This window comes from Streptomyces sp. NPDC057743 (genome assembly GCF_042798755.1).
GTDB lineage: Bacteria > Actinomycetota > Actinomycetes > Streptomycetales > Streptomycetaceae > Streptomyces.
Window position 1 is genome coordinate 55,747 of sequence record NZ_JBHVJX010000006.1, and the last position, 20,277, is coordinate 76,023.

Below are 20,277 nucleotides of genomic sequence, written 5' to 3' on the forward strand. Positions count from 1 at the left end.
GCGCAACGGGGCTTTGCTGTGGCCCGGTTGTGCCCCAGCGCTTACTGCGCGAGTGCTTACTGCGGGCCCCGTTGCGCCCCCGTGCGGGTCGCGGTCGTGTGGGCCACGATCGCGTCCGTCAGCGGGCGGTGGGTCTCCGGTGGCAGGGCATGTCCCATCCCCGGGATCTCCACCACCGAGGCGTTCCCGATCACCTGCGCGAGGTGCTGCGGGTGCGGCGGCGGGAACACCGGCTCGGCCGGCGCGGAGACCGCCAGCACCGGCACCGCGTTCCGCGCCAGCGCGTCGGTGCGGAGCATCCCGCCGTCGTCGGCGCGACCGTGGGCGGTGCCGACGTGGTAGTGCCCGGTGTGTGCGATGACCCGGCGCTCCAGCGCGTGGAAGTAGCCCTCGTCGAAGGGCAGTTGGTCACCGGCGAGCGCCCGCCAGTGTGTGATCCGGCGCGCGATCTCGGCCTCCTCGCCCTGGTCCACCACCGGGAGCGCCCACAGCTGGCGCACCTCCGGGGCGATGCCCGGCAGCTCCGCCACCGGGACGGTGCCGCCGTCGGGCCGGGTGTACGGGGCGGTGCTGAGCGCGCAGGTGCCGATCAGGGTGGCGCTGAGCACGCGTTCCGGATGGTCGGCGAGCACCATCTGGACGAGCATGCCGCCCAGCGACATCCCGACGAGGTGGGCCCGCTCGATGCCGAGCCCGTCCAGTACGGCGACCACGTCGGCCGCGAGGTCCGTGATCCGGTACGGCCGTTCCTCGAACGACCAGGTGGAGCGGCCGGTGTCCCGGTGGTCGTAACGGATCACCCGGTGGTGTGCGGCCAACGCGTCCACCAGGGGCTCCGGCCAGCCGACGCCGGTGGCCTGGGCGCCCATGACCAGCAGCAGCGGGGGCGCGTCGGCGGGGCCGCGCTGTTCGGTCCAGAGCCGGATGCCGGGGGCGGCGTCGATGAAGCGTTCCTCGGTGCGTTGTTGTTTGGTTTTCGCCGTCGTTTGATCGCGGCGGGGCTGCGGGTGTGGCTGGTGTGGCGGCTGCGGCATGGGGACCTCCGGGTGTGGGCCGCTGCGCGCGGACTGCCGTGCGTGGGCCGGGGCGTGCGGGCCGTGCGGGGTGGGCCCTGTGGCTGGGGGAGTCGCGTTCTGTGCATGCGCGACGAACCGTATCGTCTCGTTGTGTCCACATCGTGTCAACCGGACGGGGTGTGGAAATCGAAGATCGTAAACTCACTCGGCGGTAAATGCCGTAAAGGGGGCGGGACGATGGAGGGGCTTCAGGGTGGGAGCTGCCAAGAGCAAGCGGGTGCCGCGGGCCATACGGGAGCAGCAGATGATGGACGCCGCGGTGCGGACGTTCGCCCGGCGGGGGTACCGGGCGGCCTCCATGGACGAGATAGCCGAACTCGCCGGCGTCTCCAAGCCGTTGGTCTATCTCTACCTCAATTCCAAGGAAGACCTGTTCAGCGCCGTCATCCGGCGTGAGTCGGCCGCCCTGGTGGCGGCCGTGACCGCGGCCGTGGAGCCGGGGGCCGCCGCCGACCAGCAACTCTGGAGCGGGCTGGCCGGCTTCTTCGCACACACCGCCGAACACCCGGACGGCTGGGCGGTGTTGCACCAGCAGGCGCGGACGCACGGGGAGCCGTTCGCGGTCGAGGTGGCCGCGACGCGGGCGGAGATCGTGCGGTTCGTGACCGGGCTGATCGCGGCCGCCGCGAAGGAGGCGGGGTGCGTGGGGGAGTTGGCCGACCGTGAGGTGGCGGGCCTGGCGCACGCCCTCGTCGGCGCCGCGGAATCGCTCGCGGAGTGGGCCAACGGCCGTACGGCCGACGTGACTTCGGCGTTCGGTTACTCGGGCGAGTGCGAGCCGCCGACGGCCGAGGAGGCGGCGGCGACGCTGATGAACTTCGCGTGGGTGGGGTTGGGGCGGCTGATGGCGGGTGGGCGGTGGGCCGCTGGGGGGTGAGGGGGGTGGTCTCTGGGGGCGGGTGCCGCCGGGTGGGCGCGGGTGCTTTACGGGTTCCGCTCGTTTGTGGGTTCTGTCCGGTGGGGGCTTGCGCTTCGCGGGTTCTCGTTGTGGGTGGGGGCCGGAGGGGCTGTCCCGGGGTACGTCCTCGGTGCGGGCGCCTCTGGTCAGTCAGCTGACGAATACCCGGGGCTTTGCTCCAGATCCTGCGGGCGCACCCCGGGACATCCCCTCCGGCCTACGCCGTCGCCGACTTTCCGCCGGTGGGTCGGCCGGGTTGCTGGCTCTCTGCATGCGCCGTTGCCGACTTTCCGCCGGTGGGCCCGGTTGGGCTGCCGGTTTTCGGCTTGGGCCGTTGCCGGCCTTCTGCGGGTGGGGTCGGTCGGGCTGCTGGGCGTCTGCGTGCGTGGTTTGTCGGATCTCTGGCGGTGGGGCGACGGTCTCGGTGTGCCGGTTTTCGGTTCGGAGCTGTGGCCGCTGGCCGTGGGCGGCTGTGAGATGGGGCGCGTTTACGAAAGGGGGTGCCCTGGCTCTGGAGCCGGGGGCCTTCGCGCGTCAAACTGGAACCCCCGTGTCACCTCTGTGGGGGAGGTGGCACGGGGTCTGCTTTCTGACGGGTTCTTAACGAGGGGGCAGCGCCACCGCTGTCTGCATGTGGCAGGAGTTGCACCAGAACGCCCATCCGTTGGCGTCCACGGAGCGGGAACCGCAGGCCAGGCACGGGTCGCCGACGAAGCTGGCCGCGACCCATGCGCCGGCCGATGCGGCCCGTCGGCCCGCCGCCGCCCGTTCTTCCGCGTAGCAGGGAATGCACACGCCGCCCTCCCGGCCGGGCAGTTTCATTGGGCGCAATCCGCAGGCGGCGCACGGGAGCCTGCCGACGTACTGGGCGTCCAGGCCGACCGGCTTGCCGTTTCTGCTGAAGGCCGCCATGGCCTCCCTCCTCTATGCCAGGACGGTTCCGGTGCCGGCGCAGCCGGAGCACTGCGTGATGACCTTGTGGCCGCCGGGGGTTTCCCACTCGACGGTGCCCGCGCCGCCGCAGTCCGGACAGGGTTTCTGCGGGGGCATGCTCTCGCTCATTCTGCCCACGGTAGGACTTGTCATGTGGCCGCGTGACCACTTTCCGTGATCGTGGTGAAGGAGTGGGTGCGGGGGCGTGAGTAGGTCCGGTTTTTCCGGGACTGGTCGAATTTGGGGATCGGGACGCTTGGGGCGGGGAGGGTGCAGGCCAGGGCGGTGGTGGGGTGGTTCGGGGGTGGGAATGGGGGTGATTTTCCGGTCCGGGAATCTTGGAAATCCACAATCCGGACTTGTTGGGGCGGAGCATTTCCGGAGGGTTCTCGGGGAGGGGAATTCTCCGTTCCGTTCCCGGTGAGGGAGATCGATGGTGAGGCCGGGGTGGTGGGGTGAGGGAGGGGGGGGCGGCGCCGGGTGGCGGATGGTGCCGTCGGTGCGCCGGTCGGGGGCGCTGGGCGCCCAATATTCACGCGGTATTCATTTTCGGTGCGAGGGGTGGTGTGGCTACGAAAGGCTGTACAAAAGGCAGGAGCCCCACTCTCCGCCGAAGCGGAGTGGGGCTCCTTGGGTACTACTTATCGACTTGTAGGAGAGAAGCCGGAGCGGTTAGCTCAGGCCGGGGAGACGTTCTCCGCCTGCGGGCCCTTCGGGCCCTGGGTCACGTCGAAGGTGACCTGCTGGTTCTCCTCCAGGGAGCGGAAACCGGTGGCGTTGATCGCCGAGTAGTGGACGAAGACGTCCGGGCCGCCGCCGTCCTGGGCGATGAAGCCGAAGCCCTTTTCAGCGTTGAACCACTTGACGGTTCCGGTAGCCATGAGCCCTCCTTGGGCCAAAGGGTTGCCCTGCTCCAGAACCTGCAAAGAAGTCTGAAAACTACAAAAGCCTGCGGTCACATGCTCCGCAGGCTCTGTACTGCAAGGGAAACCAAACTGCAACTTGGCCTGAGCCTAGCATGGTGCGCTCCGAAGGTGGAAGAGCCAAAGATCACGTTTGACGGGGAGAAGGAAAGGCCACACCGGGGCCCCGGCGTCCGCCGGCGGAAGCCGCGGGTCTAGCCTCCGCATGTGGACAATTCAACCTTCGGAGACGCACCCGCGGGAGCCGACGCCGACCACCGTCGCAGCCGGCCGCGGGTGGGCCACATCCAGTTCCTCAACTGCCTGCCCCTTTACTGGGGCCTGGCCCGTACGGGCACCCTCCTCGACCTGGACCTCACCAAGGACACCCCGGAGAAGCTCAGCGAGCGGCTGGTCCGCGGGGAGCTCGACATCGCGCCGATCACCCTCGTCGAATTCCTGCGCGCCGCCGACGACCTCGTCGCCTTCCCCGACCTCGCGGTCGGCTGCGACGGGCCGGTGATGTCCTGCGTGATCGTTTCGCAGAAGCCGCTGGAGCAACTGGACGGCGCCCGGGTCGCCCTCGGATCGACCTCCCGGACCTCCGTCCGGCTGGCGCAGCTGCTGCTCGCCGAGAAGATCGGCGTGCGGCCCGACTACTTCACCTGCCCGCCGGACCTCGGGCTGATGATGCAGGAGGCCGACGCGGCGGTGCTGATCGGCGACGCCGCGCTCCGCGCCAACCTGCACGACGGGCCCGCGCTGGGCCTGGACGTCCATGACCTGGGCCAGATGTGGAAGGACTGGACGGGGCTGCCGTTCGTCTTCGCGGTCTGGGCGGCCCGGCGCGACTACCTGGAGCGCGAGCCGGAGGTCGTCCACCAGGTGCACGAGGCGTTCCTGGCCTCGCGCGACCTGTCGCTGGAGGAGGTCGGCAAGGTCGCCGAGCAGGCCGCCCGTTGGGAGCACTTCGACGCGGAAGTCCTGGAGCGGTACTTCACGACGTTGGACTTCCGGTTCGGGCCCGAGCAGTTGGGCGGCGTCACCGAGTTCGCGCGCCGGGTGGGGCCGACGACCGGCTTCCCGGCCGATGTGGCGGTGGAGCTGCTGGCGGCCGAGCGGGCCGGCGCGCGGCCGTAGCGGGCCCGTGGGCGCCTCGGGGCGCGGCGGACCGCCCGCGGGGCTACGGCGTCGGCGTCGGGCCGCGCAGGACCCGGCTGATGGCCTCCAGGCTCGCGTCCCGCATCCCGCGGACGTAGCTGCGGGCGTTGTGGCCGCCGTCCTCGATGACGTGCAGCCGGGCGTGGACCGGCCCCTTGGCGTACCGCTGCACGAAGCGCTCCAGATTGGCCCGGCCGTTCTCCCGCGTGCCTATCTGGAACTGGATGAAGACGTCCGGGGCACCGGGGCGGGCGGCCAGGCGCTGCGCCAGCCGCTCGGGGTCGTTGGCCCGCTTCGCCGCCTCGTGGCCCCGCCACAGGGGCGAGTCCGGGCGGGTGTCCGGGCCGCTGGCGATCACCGCCTTGAAGCGGTCCGGGTGCGCCAGGACCTGCTTCAGAGCGACGAAACCACCGGACGAGGAGCCCATGAACGCCCACCCGTCCCGGCTGGTGAACGTCCGGAAGTTGGCCCTGACCAGGTCGGGCACGTCGTCGGACATCCAGGTGCCCATCTTCGGCTGCCCGGGGATGTCGCTGCCGTCGTAGTACCGCTTGCCAGGGTTGAGGACCGGCATCGCCACGATGAACGGCCTGCCGCGCCCCAGGGCCGCCAGGTCCGTGACCGTCTTCTGGAGCTTGAGCTGGGGGCTGCTCCAGTAATTGACGGGGAAGCCGTAGCTGCCGGGGAGGGCGATCAGGACGGGGAAGGCGCTGTTCCGGTAGCGGTCCTCGTAGTACTCCTTCGGCGCCCAGACCCACACCTCCCCGGTGAAGCCGGACTTCTTGCCGCGCAGGGTGGTGACGCCGATCTTCGTGCCGTCGCCGAGCGTCGCGGCCGTACGGAAGTCGGCCTGCGGGCCGGTCGGCATCCGGACGGCCGGGTCCGTCGCGACCGCCGGCGCCGGGCCGGGCACGCCCTCGGGCAGCGACTGGCTGAACGACATCGGCTCACCGGTGTCGTTCAGCACGTCCAGGTACTTGACGGCGGGGTAGACGCAGAGGCCGAGCACGGCAACCAGGCCGGTGAGGAAGGACATCCGCCACCGGGGTCGGGCCGGCCGGCCGTCTCGTGAACGGGCGCGGCGGGTACGGCCGATGAGGCCGCGCCGGGGGCTGCGGTACTGACGGCGCGGGTCGTACGGGCGGTCCCCGGGGGTGTGATGCATGAGCGTTCTCCCGATGGACGGGCCCTGGGCGGGGTCGAGGGGCCGATGACCGGCTTGTGCCCTGTTTGATGCGGAAAGCGGGTACTCGGTTTCGGGGACCCGGCATGAACTCGGTCATAAGCTGAGGGCCGCCGTCTGGAGGGGGAGGCGCCATGGAACCGTTGGCCGCGGACGACCCACGGGTCCTGGGCGGATACCGGCTGCTCGGCCGCCTGGGGGCGGGCGGCATGGGCCGCGTCTACCTGGGGCGCAGCGCGGGCGGCCGCACCGTGGCGGTGAAGGCGGTGCACGCCCAGTACGCCGCGGACGAGCAGTTCCGGGCCCGTTTCCGGCGCGAGGTCGCCGCGGCGCGACGGGTCGGCGGCGCCTGGACCGCGCCCGTACTGGACGCCGACCCCGACGCCGCCGTCCCCTGGGTCGCCACCGGCTACGTCGCCGGCCCCTCCCTGACCCGCGTCCTCGCCGACCACGGGCCGCTCGCCACACACTCCGTACGGGCCCTGGGCGCCGGCCTGGCCGAGGCGTTGACCGCGGTGCACGCGCTGGGGCTCGTCCACCGGGACGTCAAGCCCTCCAACGTGCTGCTGACGCTCGACGGGCCCCGGTTGATCGACTTCGGGATCGCCCGGGCAACGGACGGCACCGTCTCGCTGACCGCCACCGGGGCCTCGGTCGGTTCGCCCGGCTACATGGCGCCCGAGCAGATCCTCGGCAACGGTGCGGAAGGGGCCGCGGACGTCTTCTCCCTGGGGGCGGTGCTGGCGTTCGCGGCAACCGGGACCAGCCCGTTCCCCGGGGACTCGTCCGCCGCGCTGCTCTACAAGGTGGTGCACGAGGAACCCGAGCTGGGCCCGGAACTCACCGGTCCGCTGCGCGAGTTGGTGGCCGCCTGCCTGGCGAAGGACCCGGCCCGGCGGCCCACCCCGGAAGCGGTCGCGGCCCGGCTCGCGGGCGGTGCCAGCGGCGGCGCGGCGGCGCTGGTGCGCGCCGGATGGCTGCCCGGCCCGCTCGTCGAACAGGTCAGCCGGCAGGCGGTGGCGCTGTTGGACCTCGACGCGGGGGTTGGGGATGGAGATGGGGATGGGGGTGAGGGTGCTCCGGGGACTGTTGGGGCCTTTGGTGCTGGGGGAGTTGGGCTGGGCGCCGCCGGCTCGGGCGCCGATGGCCCGGTTGCGGGCGGTGCGGACGCCTCCGGCCCGTTGGCGGGAACTGCGCTGCCCGGAGGGGCGTTTGGGCCGCCGGACCCCTCGTACGGGGGCGGGGCCGGGGCGGTATCCGGGACGGCCTCAGATGCAGGAGCCGCATCCGGGACGGCCTCCGGGCTGATCCCGTTCGATGGTCCGGTGCAGGAGGGACAGGAGGGAGGGGCCACGGCGCCAGGGGTGGGCGCGCCTACGGGGCCGGGAACCGGGCCGGGAAGCGGGCTGGGAACCGGAGCGGGCTCCGTGCCGTCGGCCGTGTCTCCGCAGGCCGCCTGGCCCGAGGCCGGCGCCCCGCCCGCCGCGGGCGCCGTGCCCGCCCCCAAGGAGCGGCGGATCGCGCTCAGTGGTGCGCTCGGCGGCAAGGACCGGCCCCGGAGGATGAGCTGCACCCTGGTGCTCTCGGTGGCCGGTGCGCTGGCGGTCGCCACCACTGCCGGGGTGTTCTTCGGCGTGCTCCAGGGGCCGGGGGGCGGCGGCAGCGCCGCCGAACCGCCGTCCGGTCACCGCCCCTCCGCCCCCGCCCAAGGTGCCGACCGCGGTGTACCGCACGCCTTCCTGGGCACCTGGAACGGTTCCGTCACCATGGCCAACGGCATCCCCAACGGCACCGTCTCCAGCGTCATCACGGCCGGCAACAAGGGCGACGTCGTCGTGCGGACGACCTACGACGCGCTGCTGGTGCGCTGCCGAGCCAAGGCGAAACTGCTGTCGGCCACCGACCGCGAACTGGTGCTCCAGGAGAGCCTCGACGGCACCCAGGGGCCGGGCTGCACCGGCAACACCTCCACCGTCACGTACACCCTCGGCGCAAACGGGGCGCTCACCTTCACCTCGGACGACAAACGGGGCGGCACCCCGAAGGCGACCCTGACCAAGAGCGGCGGCTGACGGCGTCGCCGCCGCCCGCGGACCGGCCGCCAGCAACGTTGTCAGACCCCTGGCGTACGCTGGTTCACGCCTTCAATCCGACTTGTCAGTGCCAACTGTCAGCCTCCGAAAGGGACACCCCGGTGACCGAGAACGCCGACCTCCAGTCCGTACTCGACCGCGCCGCACAGGGTGGCCGCATCACCCCCGAGGAGGCGCTCGACCTGTACCGCTCCGCGCCGCTGCACGCGCTGGGCCAGGCCGCCGACGCCGTCCGCCGCCGCCGTTACGCCGGCACGGAGCACATCGCGACGTACATCATCGAGCGCAACATCAACTACACCAACGTCTGCGTGACGGCCTGCAAGTTCTGCGCCTTCTACGCCGCTCCCAAGGACACCGCCAAGGGCTGGACCCGCGACCTCGACGACATCCTGCGGCGCTGCGCGGAGACCGTCGAGCTGGGCGGCACCCAGATCATGTTCCAGGGTGGCCACCACCCGGACTACGGCGTCGAGTACTACGAGAAGCACTTCGCGGCCATCAAGAAGGACTTCCCCCAGCTGGTCATCCACTCCCTCGGCGCGTCCGAGGTCGAGCACATGGCCCGGATCTCCGGGGTGAGCATCGAGGAGGCGATCCAGCGGATCCACGCCGCGGGCCTGGACTCCTTCGCCGGCGCCGGCGCGGAGCTCCTCCCCGCGCGCCCCCGCAAGGCCATCGCGCCCCTGAAGGAGTCCGGCGAGCGCTGGCTGGAGATCATGGAGGCGGCGCACAAGCTGGGCGTGGAGTCCACGTCCACGATGCTGATGGGCACCGGCGAGACCAACGCCGAGCGCATCGAGCACCTGCGCATGATCCGCGACGTACAGGACCGGACGGGCGGCTTCCGCGCCTTCATCCCGTACACCTACCAGCCCGAGAACAACCACCTGAAGGGCCAGACCCAGGCGACCCTCTTCGAGTACCTGCGCATGATCGCGATCGCGCGCATCTTCCTCGACAACGTCGCCCACATCCAGGGCTCGTGGCTGACCACCGGCAAGGAGATCGGCCAACTGTCGCTGCACTACGGCGCGGACGACCTCGGCTCGATCATGCTGGAGGAGAACGTGGTCTCCTCGGCCGGCGCCAAGCACCGCTCCAACCGTCAGGAGATCATCGACCTGATCCGCAAGGCGGGCCGGGTCCCGGCGCAGCGCGCGACGACTTACGAGCACCTGGTCGTCCACGACGACCCGGCCAACGACCCGGTCGACGACCGCGTCGTCTCGCACCTCTCCTCGACGGCCATCGAGGGCGGCACCGCCCACCCGGAACTGAAGCTCATCGACGCCAACTGACCTCCAACTGGCCGGCGGACGGCTAGGGCAACGGCTACGGCTAGGGCTATGGCAACTGGCCGGTGGGCGGCTGCGGTTGGTGTTCAGTCGTGGCTGGTGTCCAACTGCGGTTGGTGCCCAAGTGTGGTTGGTGTCCAACTCTGGTTGGTGGCGTCCGGCCGCCGGTCCGGCCGCGGTCGGGCGCGTCACATCGCCGTCATTCCATTCCGCGGGTCACGCCACATCCGGAACCGTATCGCCAATTGCCCACGGAAGCCCGCCAGTTGGCCAAGAGAACCGACGGTCACGAGGACCGACGGTCACGAGAACCCACGGTCACGGGAAACCCATGCTGACGCTGCATCGAGTACGAGCCGTCCGGCTCACCGCCGCCGAGGACGCCGAGCCGCTCCCCGGGTACGCGGTCGTCGTCGACGGTGACCGGCTGGCCGCCGTCGGCCCGTACGAGGAACTGGTGGCGACCTACGGCGCGGCCCGGGTCCGGGAATGGGACGGGACGCTGGCCCCGGGGCGCCACGAACCGGACGGCGCGGCGCTGTTGGAGGCCGCCTACCACCCCGACCCGCGCGAGGCCGCCGAGTTGGGCACCGAGCCGCTGACCGGCGGGGCGCTGGCCGCCCTCCCCATGACCGAGGCCCGCTGGGGCGCCAGCGCCCGGCGTGGTCTCCAGCGCCTGCTGGCCGCCGGCACCACCAGCCTCGCCGGCCCGTTCACCCGCCCCGTGGTCCGCACCGCGGTCCACCGCTCCGGCCTCCGAGAAACCGTCACCCCCGACCGAACGCCCGAGGGCACACCGCGTCGCCTTGCCCCGGGCGCCCAGGCCGACTTCGCCGTCTTCGCCCCGGACGGCACCTGTCTGGCCACCGTCCTCGCCGGCCGCCTCCTCCACCGCCGCCGCTGAATCACCCCGCACCACACGCACCTCACGTCTGCCCTTCCCCACGTCTCCCCACGTCTTGCATCACCGTTCCCGCCAGCCTCACCGCACCCATCACACTCCGCCGCACCAATCTCGCACTCCGTAACGAAGTTGGGAACGCTTCACGCTCCGTAATCGTTGCCGGAGTAAGAGGAGGCGGCGGCGCGACAGGGGAGGGCGGGCCGGTGGCGCACCAGGCACGCGGCGCGCGGCTCCTGAGGAGAGGCGGGTGGGGAGCGGAGAGACGTGGAGAGAAGGGGCGGGAGGCATGGAGGCGCGCGGGGGAGCGACGGGCATGGGAGGGGAGTGAAGGTGCAGGGGCGCATGCTGGGCGTCAAGAACACGTCAGGGCGCGCCGTTTGCGCATCAGGGCGGTGTCAACGGAAGCGGAGTGGGCGATTCAGGCCGGAAAGATCATGTTCGCGGGGACGGCCGTCGCCCGGCCGCTCGCGATGCACTGCGCACCGCTAGACCGCCCGGAATGTCAGAGGGGGGCATGACGGCCGTCCCCGACCAATCGCTGACCAATCGCTTCCGTTCACTTCGTCGGTGGGGACGTTGCCGGCGTTTCCGGCTCTCCCGGGCCGGGGTCTTGTTCGTTCCCGTCCGGCTGAAGGGCCGACACCGACTGCGGGCGGCGCGGGGGCACGGTGCGGGTGGGCCTGGGGTGCCGGGGCCGGGGTGCAGGCGGGGGACGGTGGGCCGGTCGGGGCGCCCGGTGCCGGGGGGCGTCTTGGCACGGTGGACAATGGCCGGGTGACCCGAGCATCCCTGGACAAGCAGCCGCACGAAGTCGCCGCGATGTTCGACGACGTGGCGGCACGGTACGACCTCACCAACGACGTGCTCTCGCTGGGCCAGGCGCGGCTCTGGCGCAAGGAGGTGGACCGCGCGGTGGCCGCGCGGCCCGCGGAGCGGGTGCTCGACCTCGCGGCCGGGACCGGTACCTCCTCGCTGCCGTTCGCGCAGAACGGGGCGTACGTCGTGCCGTGCGACTTCTCGGTGGGGATGTTGGGGGAGGGCAAGAAGCGGCGCCCGTGGTTGCCGTTCACGGCGGGGGACGGGACCCGGCTGCCGTTCGCGGACGGGGTGTTCGACGCCGTCACGATCTCCTTCGGGCTGCGGAACATCCAGGACACCGATGCGGCGCTCGCCGAGTTGTACCGCGTCACCAAGCCCGGTGGGCGGGTGGTGATCTGTGAGTTCAGCGAGCCGACCTGGGCGCCGTTCCGGACCGTCTACACCGAGTACCTGATGCGGGCGCTGCCGCCCGTCGCCCGTGCGGTCAGCAGCAACCCGGAGGCGTACGTCTACCTCGCGGAGTCCATCCGGACGTGGCCCAACCAGCCCGAGTTGGCCGCCCGGCTCCAGGGCGTGGGCTGGACCAAGGTCGCGTGGCGCAATCTGACCGGCGGGATCGTGGCGCTGCACCGGGGCGTCAAGCCGCAGCCCGAGGAGGGCTGAGCCCGGACTTGCCACGGCCGGGCGCCGAGGCCGGTAGCCGGGTAACTGGGTAGTCAGGGGTGGGCAATCCGGAGCCGGCCGAGGGGCCGAGCCGGAGCCGGTCGAGGGCTGAGGCGGACGCCGGCCGTGAGGGCGAGACGTGAGGGCGAGACCGACCGGTCGAAGGTCGAGTCGGCAGGCGAGCCCGGCCCAGTGAGAGCCGACCCGCCATGAGCCCAAGGGCCCGTCCGTGAGCGCGGACGGGCCCTTGGCACATGGTGGGCCGGTCGGCCCGCTTGGTGGTGGCTACTTCTTGAAGGCGTAGTCCATGAGCTTCTTGGCGTCGGCGGTGCGGTTGTTCAGGTTCGGGGAGGCGAGCACCGTGCCGATGACGGTCTTGCCGCCGCGGGTGGCGGCGAAGACCAGGCAGTACTTGGCTTCCGGGCCCGAACCGGTCTTCACGCCGATGGTGCCCTTGTAGTTGCTGAGCAGGTTGTTGGTGTTGGTCCACGACATGTAGCGGTAGCCGCCGTTGCTCGTGGTGACCTTCTGCTTGGTGGAGGTGGTGCCCACGACCGTGCGGAAGGTGGAGAACTTCATCGCGTTGCTGGCCAGCTTGGTCAGGTCGCGCGGCGTCGAGTAGTTCTTGCCGCGCCCTATCCCGTCGAACGAGTCGAAGTGGGTGTTCTTCATTCCCAGGTTCTTGGCGGTGGTGTTCATCTGGCCGATGAACGACTTCACCCGGGCGTCGCGGGTCGAGCCGGTGCCGAACGTGTCGGCCAGCGCGTAGGCGGCGTCGCAGCCGGACGGGAGCATCAGCCCGTAGAGGAGCTGACGGACCGTCACCTTGTCGCCGACGATCAGGTGGGCGGACGAGGCCCAGTTGTTGTTGACGATGTAGTCGCTGTACGCCTTCTGGACCGTGACCTTGGAATCCAGGTTGAGGTTCTTCTGGGCCAGCACCACCCGGGCCGTCATGATCTTGGTGGTGGAGCCGGTGGACCGGCGGGTGTCCGCGGCCTTGGCGAACAGCGTCGAGCCGGTGCCGTTGTTCATCACGAAGCCGCCCGCGGCGGTGATCGTGGGGGTCGGGAGGGCGGCGGCCTGCGCCTGGGAGCCGAACGCCCCGGCGGTCAGGACGGCTCCGGTGGTGACGGCCACGGCGGAAGCGCGCCGGATGCCCTTGATGCCCCTGATGCCTTTGATGCCGATTTTCAAAGTGGATGCTCCAAATACCCCTGCGTTGCGGCCACATGGGCGTGCCGCTGACTCTTGAGACACACGGGAGGCGGCGATGGATGCGCGGTGGACGGGCAGTTTTTCGTCAATTCCGTAGGCGGGGCGTTACGCGCGGTGAGTGGATTGGGGGGTGGGGCGGGGCGGCCGCGGGCGTCGTGGGACAACCCTTCAGTTTCCGATCAGCGCGGCCCTCATAGACTGCGACGGGGCTCCGAAGCGCCAAAGCCAGAGCCAGATACCGACTTCCGGGAGACAACGCCGTGACCGAGTCCGCGTCCGTGACCGAGTCCGTGACCACACCCCGATCGGAGCACAGCGCGGATGTGATCGTCGTCGGTGCCGGGCCCGCCGGTTCGGCCACCGCCTACCACCTCGCCAGGTCCGGTCTGGACGTGCTGCTCCTGGAGAAGACCGCGTTCCCGCGCGAGAAGGTCTGCGGCGACGGGCTCACCCCGCGCGCCACCAAGCAGTTGATCGCGATGGGCATCGACATCTCCGAGGAGGCGGGCTGGCTGCGCAACAAGGGGTTGCGCATCATCGGCGGCGGCTCCCGGCTCCAGCTCGACTGGCCGGAACTCGCCTCCTTCCCGGACTACGGCCTGGTCCGCAAGCGCGACGACTTCGACGAGCAACTGGCCCGGCAGGCCCAGAAGGCCGGCGCCCGGCTCTACGAGCGGTGCAACGTGGGTGCCCCGATCGTCAACGAGCTGACCGGGAACATCACCGGCGTGCACGCCAAGTTGGGCGAGGAGAAGGAGCCGGTGACCTTCCACGCCCCGATCGTGGTCGCCGCCGACGGCAACTCCACCCGGCTCTCGCTCGGGATGGGCCTGCACCGGCGCGAGGACCGGCCGATGGGCGTCGCGGTGCGGACGTACTTCACCTCGCCGCGGCACGACGACGACTACCTGGAGTCCTGGCTGGAGCTGTGGGACCGCCGCGGCGCGCAGGACCGGCTGCTGCCGGGCTACGGCTGGATCTTCGGCATGGGCGACGGCACGAGCAACGTCGGCCTCGGAATCCTCAACTCCAGCTCCGCCTTCCGGGAGTTGGACTGGCGGGAGATCCTCAAGGCGTGGTGCGCGTCCATGCCAAAGGACTGGGGGTACACGCCGGAGAACATGACCGGGCCGATCCGCGGCGCGGCGCTCCCGATGGCCTTCAACCGCCAGCCGCACTACACCAGGGGTCTGCTGCTGGTCGGTGACGCGGGCGGGCTGGTGAACCCGTTCAACGGCGAGGGCATCGCGTACGCCATGGAGTCCGGTGCGATCGCGGCCGAGGTGATCGTCCAGGCGCAGGCGCGGGCCACCTACGCCCAGCGGGAGCTGGCGCTGCAGCGCTACCCGAAGGTCCTCAAGGACACCTACGGCGGCTACTACTCGCTGGGCCGGGCGTTTGTGAAGCTCATCGGCAACCCGAAGGTGATGCAGATCGCCACCCAGCGCGGGCTGACGCATCCGCTGCTGATGCGGTTCACGCTCAAGATGCTGGCCAACCTCACGGATCCGACGGGCGGCGACGCGATGGACCGGATCATCAACGGGCTGAGCAAGGTCGCGCCGAAGGCGTGAGGAGGCGGGCGTCCGCGCCCCTCGCCACGCGTCCGCCTCCGGATGCGCCGTCGCGCCCCGCTGACCGGGCGCGCCGACCTCAACGGGCCGGTCCCCTCCCCGGGGGCCGGCCCGTTGTCACATGCGCCGTGTGCGATCCGTCGGTGCAGTGACGGGGAGGCCGGCAGGGCTTCGCCGGTCGGATCCCGTTGAGGAGAGTGGATTTCCGTGAGGAGCGCGGCGATGGAAGCACGCATGCAGAACCCGGTGGCGGTCATTCCGGAGGCGCTGTCTCCGTTGCTGGCCGTGGCGGAGGCGGCCCGCAGCGGCGGGGTGCCGCAGGGGACGATGGAGATGGTGCACCTGCGGGTCAGCCAGATCAACGGGTGCAGTTACTGCGTGGACGGCGGGATCAAGAGCGCCCGTAAAGCGGGGGTGGCCGACGACAAGTTGTGCACGGTCGCGGCCTGGCGGGAGGCGCCGTACTTCAGCGCGGAGGAGCGGGCCGCGCTGGCGCTCGCCGAGGCCGCGACCCGGCTCGCGGACCGCCCCGACGCGGTGCCGGACGCGGTCTGGGACGCCGCCGCGGACCACTTCGACGAGCGTCAACTGGCGGCGCTGGTCCTGATGGTCGGGCTGACGAACCTGTTCAACCGGCTCAACGCCACGACCCGGCAGCCGGCTGGCGCGGGTTGGTAGGCCGCGGTCGCAGCCGTGGCCGGGCCGCCCGCGCCGGGGCGGGCGGGGCCAACTCTCTTGCCCCTTTGGGGACATGAGCCGTCGGATGCCCGCCCCGTTGGCTGGGGCCTATCCGACCCTGCCCCATCGGACAGGCCCTAGCTGACCTTGTGGACACGCAGCGAAACCGCCCCTCCCGAGCGGGGAAGGGGCGGTTTCGCGTGGCGTGCTGGAGGGTGCCGCGGTGGGGTCAGAGGACGCGCACCGCGCCGGTGGGCATGTCGTAGCTGAGCGGGCGCTCGACGATGCCGGTGCTCGGGTTCTGGGCGCCGATGAAGTTGCCGTTCCCGACGTAGACGGCGACGTGGTAGGCGCTGCCGGCGCTGCCCCAGTAGAGGATGTCGCCGACCTGGAGGTTGCCGAGGCTGACCTGGGTGCCGGCGGTCGACTGGCTCTGCGAGACGCGCGGCAGGTCGACGCCGATCTGCGAGAACGCGGCCTGGGTCAGACCGGAGCAGTCGTACGAGGACGGGCCGCTGGAGCCGAGCACATACGCCTTGCCGAGCTGGGACTTGAGGAAGGACACCAGGGTGGCGACGCTGCCGGACGCGGGCGTCGAGGAGGAGGAGTCGGAGACGGCGGACAGCGCGCTGCGCGTCTCGGAGCGGGAGGCGCGGGCCTGCGCGGCTTCCTTCTCCTGGCGGGCCTCTTCGGCGGCCTTCTTCGCCTCGGCCTCGGCCTTGGCCTTCTTCTCGGCGGCGGCCTTCGCCTTGCCCGCGGCCTGGTCGGCCTTGGCTTCCGCGGCGTCCTGGAGCGCCTGCCGCTCGTAGTTGAACGCGGCCTGCTGGGCGGCGTCGGCGCTCTTGGCGGCGCTGGTGGCCAGCGCAGTGGTGATGGTGGGCATCTCCTGGGTTTCGGAGACGGGCTTCTCAGCGGCGTTGGCCGGCACGGTCGCGCCGGTCACCGCGAGGGTGAGGAAGCCACCGGTCACGCCCGCACGCAGGGCCCGCGAGGACGCGGAGCGGCGGGGCTTCCGGTGGCTGGGTATGAGTGCGTTCGGGGACATGGCACCACGGCTATCAGGAGCCACTGGTTGCTGCCAACAAAGGTGGGGTGCACCACACTTGACGCGTACCTGGCGAATAAAACGGACTTTTCGTCGGCCAGTGCGGAGCTGACGCGATGTCCGAATTTCGCGATCATGTTCCTACGCACGGCATTTGGCGACCGGCGCGGCCTCCGAGGGCGCTTACCACTTCTTGATCCGCCACGCCAAGGCTTCCCGGCCGTCAAGGTCTTATGGCTTCAAATCGCGTGGGATAGGTCACTCGTGAGTGTCCGTTATGTTCCCGTGACCGGCCGTCGGTTCGCGCGGCGCCCCCAACCGCCCCCGCCGCCCCCCAAATTCGGCCACGGCTCGTGAACGCGAGCACGCGCCGACGATCACGACGGGGTCACGACCGCATCACGTCTACGGCCGCCGCGCGTATAGCAGTTGGCCTCCGTCCAGCACCAATTTGCTTGCATGGCAAGCTTCTTGATAAAGAAACCACCGCGCTGACCAGCGGTAACCCCGGCGGACATCACCTTTGGTGATCACTCGCGCGCTGGGTGTGCGGGGCATGTCGGGCATCCGACTCCATGATCCTTCGTCAGGTGGTGAAGATCACAAAGGCGTTGGCTTACCCCGTGTCGCAGATCACAGACCGACGGGCATAAGATGCGGGCATCGGGCTTGTGAACTGCCTCACATATCCGCGATCACCTGGGGTAGTCGAGCCCGAGCGGACCGCCATCCAGTCATCGTCGACTGAAGGGAGCGAGGACGGTGAACGCCTATGCGCCCATCCTCGTACTGGGAGCCCTCGGGGCAGGCTTTGCGATCTTCTCCGTGGTCATGGCCACGCTCATCGGCCCCAGGCGCTACAACCGGGCCAAGCTCGAAGCGTACGAATGCGGAATCGAGCCGACGCCACATCCGTCCGGTGGCGGTCGCTTTCCGATCAAGTACTACCTGACGGCGATGCTCTTCATCGTCTTCGACATCGAGATCGTCTTCCTCTATCCCTGGGCGGTCAGCTTCGACGCCCTGGGACTGTTCGGGCTCGTCGAGATGCTCCTCTTCGCGCTCACCGTCTTCGTCGCCTACGCCTACGTCTGGCGTCGTGGCGGCCTGGAATGGGACTAGGGGTCACCAATGGGACTGGAAGAGAAGCTGCCCAGCGGCTTTTTGCTGACCACTGTCGAGCAGGCCGCGGGCTGGGTGCGCAAGTCCTCGGTCTTCCCCGCGACCTTCGGACTGGCCTGCTGCGCCATCGAGATGATGACCACCGGTGCCGGGCGCTACGACCTGGCCCGCTTCGGCATGGAGGTCTTCCGCGGCTCCCCGCGGCAGGCCGACCTGATGATCGTGGCCGGCCGGGTCAGCCAGAAGATGGCGCCCGTCCTGCGGCAGGTCTATGACCAGATGCCGAACCCGAAGTGGGTGATCTCCATGGGGGTTTGCGCCTCTTCGGGCGGCATGTTCAACAACTACGCAATCGTGCAGGGCGTGGACCACATCGTCCCCGTCGATATCTATTTGCCGGGCTGCCCGCCGCGTCCCGAGATGCTCATGGACGCCATCCTCAAGCTCCACAAGAAGATCCAGGCCGAAAAGCTCGGGCCCCATGCGGTGCAGGCGGCGCACGACGAGGAGGCGGCGGCGCTCAAGGCGCTCCCGCTGATCGAGATGGACCGTTCCGTCGAGAGTTCCTGCCGGTCAGAGAAGAAGGGGCTGCTGCGGTGAGCGAGCCGACGAACCCCCCGAACGCGGACGCACCCGAAGAGGCCGTCCCGGCGCAGCGCGACGACACCGGCGAGGTGATCGCCACCCGCCGCGGGATGTTCGGCGCCAACAACGGTGGGGACACCTCCGGTTACGGCGGGCTGATCCGCACCGTCCGGCTGCCCGGGGCCAGCACCCGGCCGTACGGCGGGCCGGGCGCCACCGAAGGCTACGGCGACTTCGACGAGATCGCCGACGAGTTGGAGGGCGCCCTCGACGAACAGGGCCTGGTGCCCGAGAACGTCCTCGACAAGACCGTCGTCGACCGCGGCGAACTCACCTTCCACGTCCAGCGGGAGTTCCTGCCGGCGGTGGCCCGCACCCTGCGCGACGACCCCGCGCTCCGCTTCGAGTTGTGCACCGGCGTCAGCGGCGTCCACTACCCCGACGACACCGGCCGCGAGCTGCACGCCGTCTACCACCTGCGCTCGATCACCCACAACCGGCTGCTCCGGCTGGAGGTCGCGGTCCCCGACACCGACCGGCACCTGCCGTCGATCGTGGACATCTACCCGACCAACGACTGGCACGAGCGCGAGACCTACGACTTCTTCGGCCTGATCTTCGACGGGCATCCGGCGCTCACGCGGATCATGATGCCGGACGACTGGCAGGGCTTCCCGCAGCGCAAGGACTACCCCCTCGGCGGCATCCCCGTCGAGTACAAGGGCGCGCAGATCCCGGCTCCCGACCAGCGGAGGTCGTACACCTGATGAGCACTCCCAGCCAGACGTCCCGCGCAACCCCCCGCGAGACCACCGAGGGCCCCGTCTACACCGTCACCGGTGGCGACTGGGACGAGATCGCCGCGGCCGCCGCGAAGTCCGACGACGAGCGGATCATCGTCAACATGGGGCCGCAGCACCCGTCCACCCACGGCGTGCTCCGGCTGATCCTGGAGATCGACGGCGAGACCGTCACCGAGGCGCGCTGCGGCATCGGTTACCTCCACACCGGCATCGAGAAGAACCTCGAATTCCGGACCTGGACGCAGGGCACCACCTTCGTGACGCGGATGGATTACCTGACGCCCTTCTTCAACGAGACGGCGTACTGCCTGGCGGTGGAGAAGCTGCTCGGCATCACCGACGACGTCCCGGACCGGGCCACCGTGATCCGGGTGCTGCTGATGGAGCTCAACCGGCTCTCCTCGCACCTGGTGTGCATCGCCACCGGCGGCATGGAGCTGGGCGCCACCACGATCATGATCTACGGCTTCCGGGACCGGGAGTTGATCCTCGACATCTACGAGTTGATCACCGGCCTGCGGATGAACCACGCCTACGTCCGCCCCGGCGGCCTCGCCCAGGACCTGCCGCCCGGCGCCGTCGAGCAGATCCGCGCCTTCGTCAAGAAGATGCGCAAGAACCTCGTCGAGTACGACAAGTTGGCCACCGGCAACCCGGTCTTCAAGGCTCGCATGGAGGGCATCGGCTATCTCGACCTGGCCGGCTGCATGGCCACCGGTGCCACCGGCCCGGTCCTGCGCTCGGCCGGACTGCCGCACGATCTGCGCAAGGCGCAGCCGTACTGTGGATACGAGGAGTACGACTTCGAGGTGCCGACGGCCGACACCTGCGACGCCTACGGCCGGTTCCTGATCCGGCTGGAGGAGATGCGGCAGTCGCTGCGGATCGTCGAACAGTGCCTGGACCGGCTGGAGCCGGGGCCGGTGATGGTCGCCGACAAGAAGATCGCCTGGCCCGCCCAGCTCGCCCTCGGCCCCGACGGTCTCGGCAACTCCCTCGACCACATCAAGAAGATCATGGGCACCTCGATGGAGGCCCTGATCCACCACTTCAAGCTGGTGACGGAGGGCTTCAGGGTCCCGCCGGGACAGGCGTACGCGGCCGTCGAGTCGCCCAAGGGCGAACTGGGCGTGCACGCGGTCAGCGACGGCGGCACCCGCCCCTACCGGGTGCACTTCCGCGACCCCTCCTTCACCAACCTGCAGGCCATGGCAGCGATGTGTGAGGGCGGCCAGGTCGCCGACGTCATCGTCGCCGTCGCGTCCATCGACCCCGTGATGGGAGGCGTCGACCGGTGAGCGCCACTGAGGCACCCAAGGACG

Annotated in this window: 18 protein-coding genes and 1 pseudogene; 12 read left to right on the forward strand and 7 right to left on the reverse strand. The window is 70.4% G+C overall.

Annotated features, from left to right (window positions below; translation table 11 throughout):
• Positions 1–56 precede the first annotated feature (56 nt).
• Positions 57–1,034, reverse strand: a complete 978-nt coding sequence (locus ACFVFQ_RS08550; protein WP_383410972.1) for an alpha/beta fold hydrolase — start codon at positions 1,032–1,034, stop codon at positions 57–59.
• A gap of 235 nt (positions 1,035–1,269) precedes the next feature.
• On the opposite strand from ACFVFQ_RS08550, the gene ACFVFQ_RS08555 reads away from it, so the two are divergent.
• On the forward strand, positions 1,270–1,953 hold the full coding sequence (locus tag ACFVFQ_RS08555; protein ID WP_383410975.1) for a TetR/AcrR family transcriptional regulator: 684 nt from the start codon (positions 1,270–1,272) through the stop codon (positions 1,951–1,953).
• 621 nt (positions 1,954–2,574) lie between these two features.
• Here ACFVFQ_RS08555 and ACFVFQ_RS08560 read toward each other — a convergent pair.
• The 3 genes from ACFVFQ_RS08560 to ACFVFQ_RS08570 form a co-directional block, all read right to left on the reverse strand.
• Positions 2,575–2,886 (reverse strand): hypothetical protein, encoded by a 312-nt coding sequence (locus ACFVFQ_RS08560; protein WP_383410978.1) that lies wholly within the window; start codon positions 2,884–2,886, stop codon positions 2,575–2,577.
• A 12-nt stretch (positions 2,887–2,898) separates the two neighbouring features.
• A complete protein-coding gene (locus ACFVFQ_RS08565; RefSeq protein ID WP_383410981.1) occupies positions 2,899–3,036 on the reverse strand; it encodes a hypothetical protein in 138 nt (45 codons plus the stop codon).
• Positions 3,037–3,584: 548 nt separating this feature from the next.
• On the reverse strand, positions 3,585–3,788 hold the full coding sequence (locus tag ACFVFQ_RS08570; RefSeq protein WP_274914984.1) for a cold-shock protein: 204 nt from the start codon (positions 3,786–3,788) through the stop codon (positions 3,585–3,587).
• 249 nt (positions 3,789–4,037) lie between these two features.
• Here ACFVFQ_RS08570 and ACFVFQ_RS08575 point away from each other — a divergent pair, with 249 nt between their 5' ends.
• Positions 4,038–4,949, forward strand: a complete 912-nt coding sequence (locus tag ACFVFQ_RS08575; protein ID WP_383410985.1) for a menaquinone biosynthetic enzyme MqnA/MqnD family protein — start codon at positions 4,038–4,040, stop codon at positions 4,947–4,949.
• Positions 4,950–4,992: 43 nt separating this feature from the next.
• Here the strand turns inward: ACFVFQ_RS08575 and ACFVFQ_RS08580 are convergent, their stop codons facing one another.
• On the reverse strand, positions 4,993–6,135 hold the full coding sequence (locus ACFVFQ_RS08580; protein WP_383410987.1) for an alpha/beta hydrolase: 1,143 nt from the start codon (positions 6,133–6,135) through the stop codon (positions 4,993–4,995).
• A gap of 152 nt (positions 6,136–6,287) precedes the next feature.
• Between ACFVFQ_RS08580 and ACFVFQ_RS08585 the strand changes: the two genes are divergently transcribed.
• The 4 genes from ACFVFQ_RS08585 (at position 6,288) to ACFVFQ_RS08600 (ending at position 11,930) form a co-directional block, all read left to right on the forward strand.
• Positions 6,288–8,225 carry a serine/threonine-protein kinase gene (locus ACFVFQ_RS08585; RefSeq protein ID WP_383410990.1) on the forward strand — a complete coding sequence of 646 codons (1,938 nt, stop codon included), beginning with the start codon at positions 6,288–6,290 and terminating at the stop codon, positions 8,223–8,225.
• A 122-nt stretch (positions 8,226–8,347) separates the two neighbouring features.
• Positions 8,348–9,547 carry a cyclic dehypoxanthinyl futalosine synthase gene (gene mqnC, locus ACFVFQ_RS08590; protein WP_383410993.1) on the forward strand — a complete coding sequence of 400 codons (1,200 nt, stop codon included), beginning with the start codon at positions 8,348–8,350 and terminating at the stop codon, positions 9,545–9,547.
• A 328-nt stretch (positions 9,548–9,875) separates the two neighbouring features.
• A complete protein-coding gene (locus ACFVFQ_RS08595) occupies positions 9,876–10,448 on the forward strand; it encodes a hypothetical protein (protein ID WP_383410996.1) in 573 nt (190 codons plus the stop codon).
• Positions 10,449–11,222: 774 nt separating this feature from the next.
• Positions 11,223–11,930, forward strand: coding sequence for a demethylmenaquinone methyltransferase (locus ACFVFQ_RS08600; protein WP_383410999.1), 708 nt, complete (start codon positions 11,223–11,225; stop codon positions 11,928–11,930).
• Positions 11,931–12,215: 285 nt separating this feature from the next.
• Here ACFVFQ_RS08600 and ACFVFQ_RS08605 read toward each other — a convergent pair whose 3' ends face one another.
• The gene (locus ACFVFQ_RS08605; protein WP_383411001.1) at positions 12,216–13,127 is read right to left on the reverse strand and encodes a D-alanyl-D-alanine carboxypeptidase family protein; all 912 of its coding nucleotides are present in this window, start codon (positions 13,125–13,127) and stop codon (positions 12,216–12,218) included.
• Between the two features lie 218 nt (positions 13,128–13,345).
• On the opposite strand from ACFVFQ_RS08605, the pseudogene ACFVFQ_RS08610 reads away from it, so the two are divergent.
• Positions 13,346–14,722, forward strand: a pseudogene (locus ACFVFQ_RS08610) (geranylgeranyl reductase family protein); the annotation flags it as partial.
• Positions 14,723–14,944: 222 nt separating this feature from the next.
• Positions 14,945–15,400 (forward strand): carboxymuconolactone decarboxylase family protein, encoded by a 456-nt coding sequence (locus ACFVFQ_RS08615; protein ID WP_383411005.1) that lies wholly within the window; start codon positions 14,945–14,947, stop codon positions 15,398–15,400.
• A 229-nt stretch (positions 15,401–15,629) separates the two neighbouring features.
• Here ACFVFQ_RS08615 and ACFVFQ_RS08620 read toward each other — a convergent pair whose 3' ends face one another.
• The gene (locus ACFVFQ_RS08620; RefSeq protein WP_383411008.1) at positions 15,630–16,445 is read right to left on the reverse strand and encodes a C40 family peptidase; all 816 of its coding nucleotides are present in this window, start codon (positions 16,443–16,445) and stop codon (positions 15,630–15,632) included.
• Between the two features lie 762 nt (positions 16,446–17,207).
• Between ACFVFQ_RS08620 and ACFVFQ_RS08625 the strand changes: the two genes are divergently transcribed.
• The 4 genes from ACFVFQ_RS08625 to ACFVFQ_RS08640 are packed head-to-tail and all read left to right on the forward strand — an operon-like array spanning position 17,208 to position 20,253.
• Positions 17,208–17,567 carry an NADH-quinone oxidoreductase subunit A gene (locus ACFVFQ_RS08625; RefSeq protein ID WP_067349851.1) on the forward strand — a complete coding sequence of 120 codons (360 nt, stop codon included), beginning with the start codon at positions 17,208–17,210 and terminating at the stop codon, positions 17,565–17,567.
• A 9-nt stretch (positions 17,568–17,576) separates the two neighbouring features.
• A complete protein-coding gene (locus tag ACFVFQ_RS08630) occupies positions 17,577–18,167 on the forward strand; it encodes a NuoB/complex I 20 kDa subunit family protein (RefSeq protein WP_383411011.1) in 591 nt (196 codons plus the stop codon).
• Positions 18,164–18,919 carry an NADH-quinone oxidoreductase subunit C gene (locus ACFVFQ_RS08635; RefSeq protein ID WP_383411014.1) on the forward strand — a complete coding sequence of 252 codons (756 nt, stop codon included), beginning with the start codon at positions 18,164–18,166 and terminating at the stop codon, positions 18,917–18,919. The genes ACFVFQ_RS08630 and ACFVFQ_RS08635 overlap by 4 nt, the downstream gene beginning before the upstream one ends.
• Entirely contained in the window at positions 18,919–20,253 is a 1,335-nt protein-coding gene (locus ACFVFQ_RS08640) for an NADH-quinone oxidoreductase subunit D (RefSeq protein WP_383411017.1), read from the forward strand. The genes ACFVFQ_RS08635 and ACFVFQ_RS08640 overlap by 1 nt, the downstream gene beginning before the upstream one ends.
• The last annotated feature ends 24 nt before the right edge of the window (positions 20,254–20,277 follow it).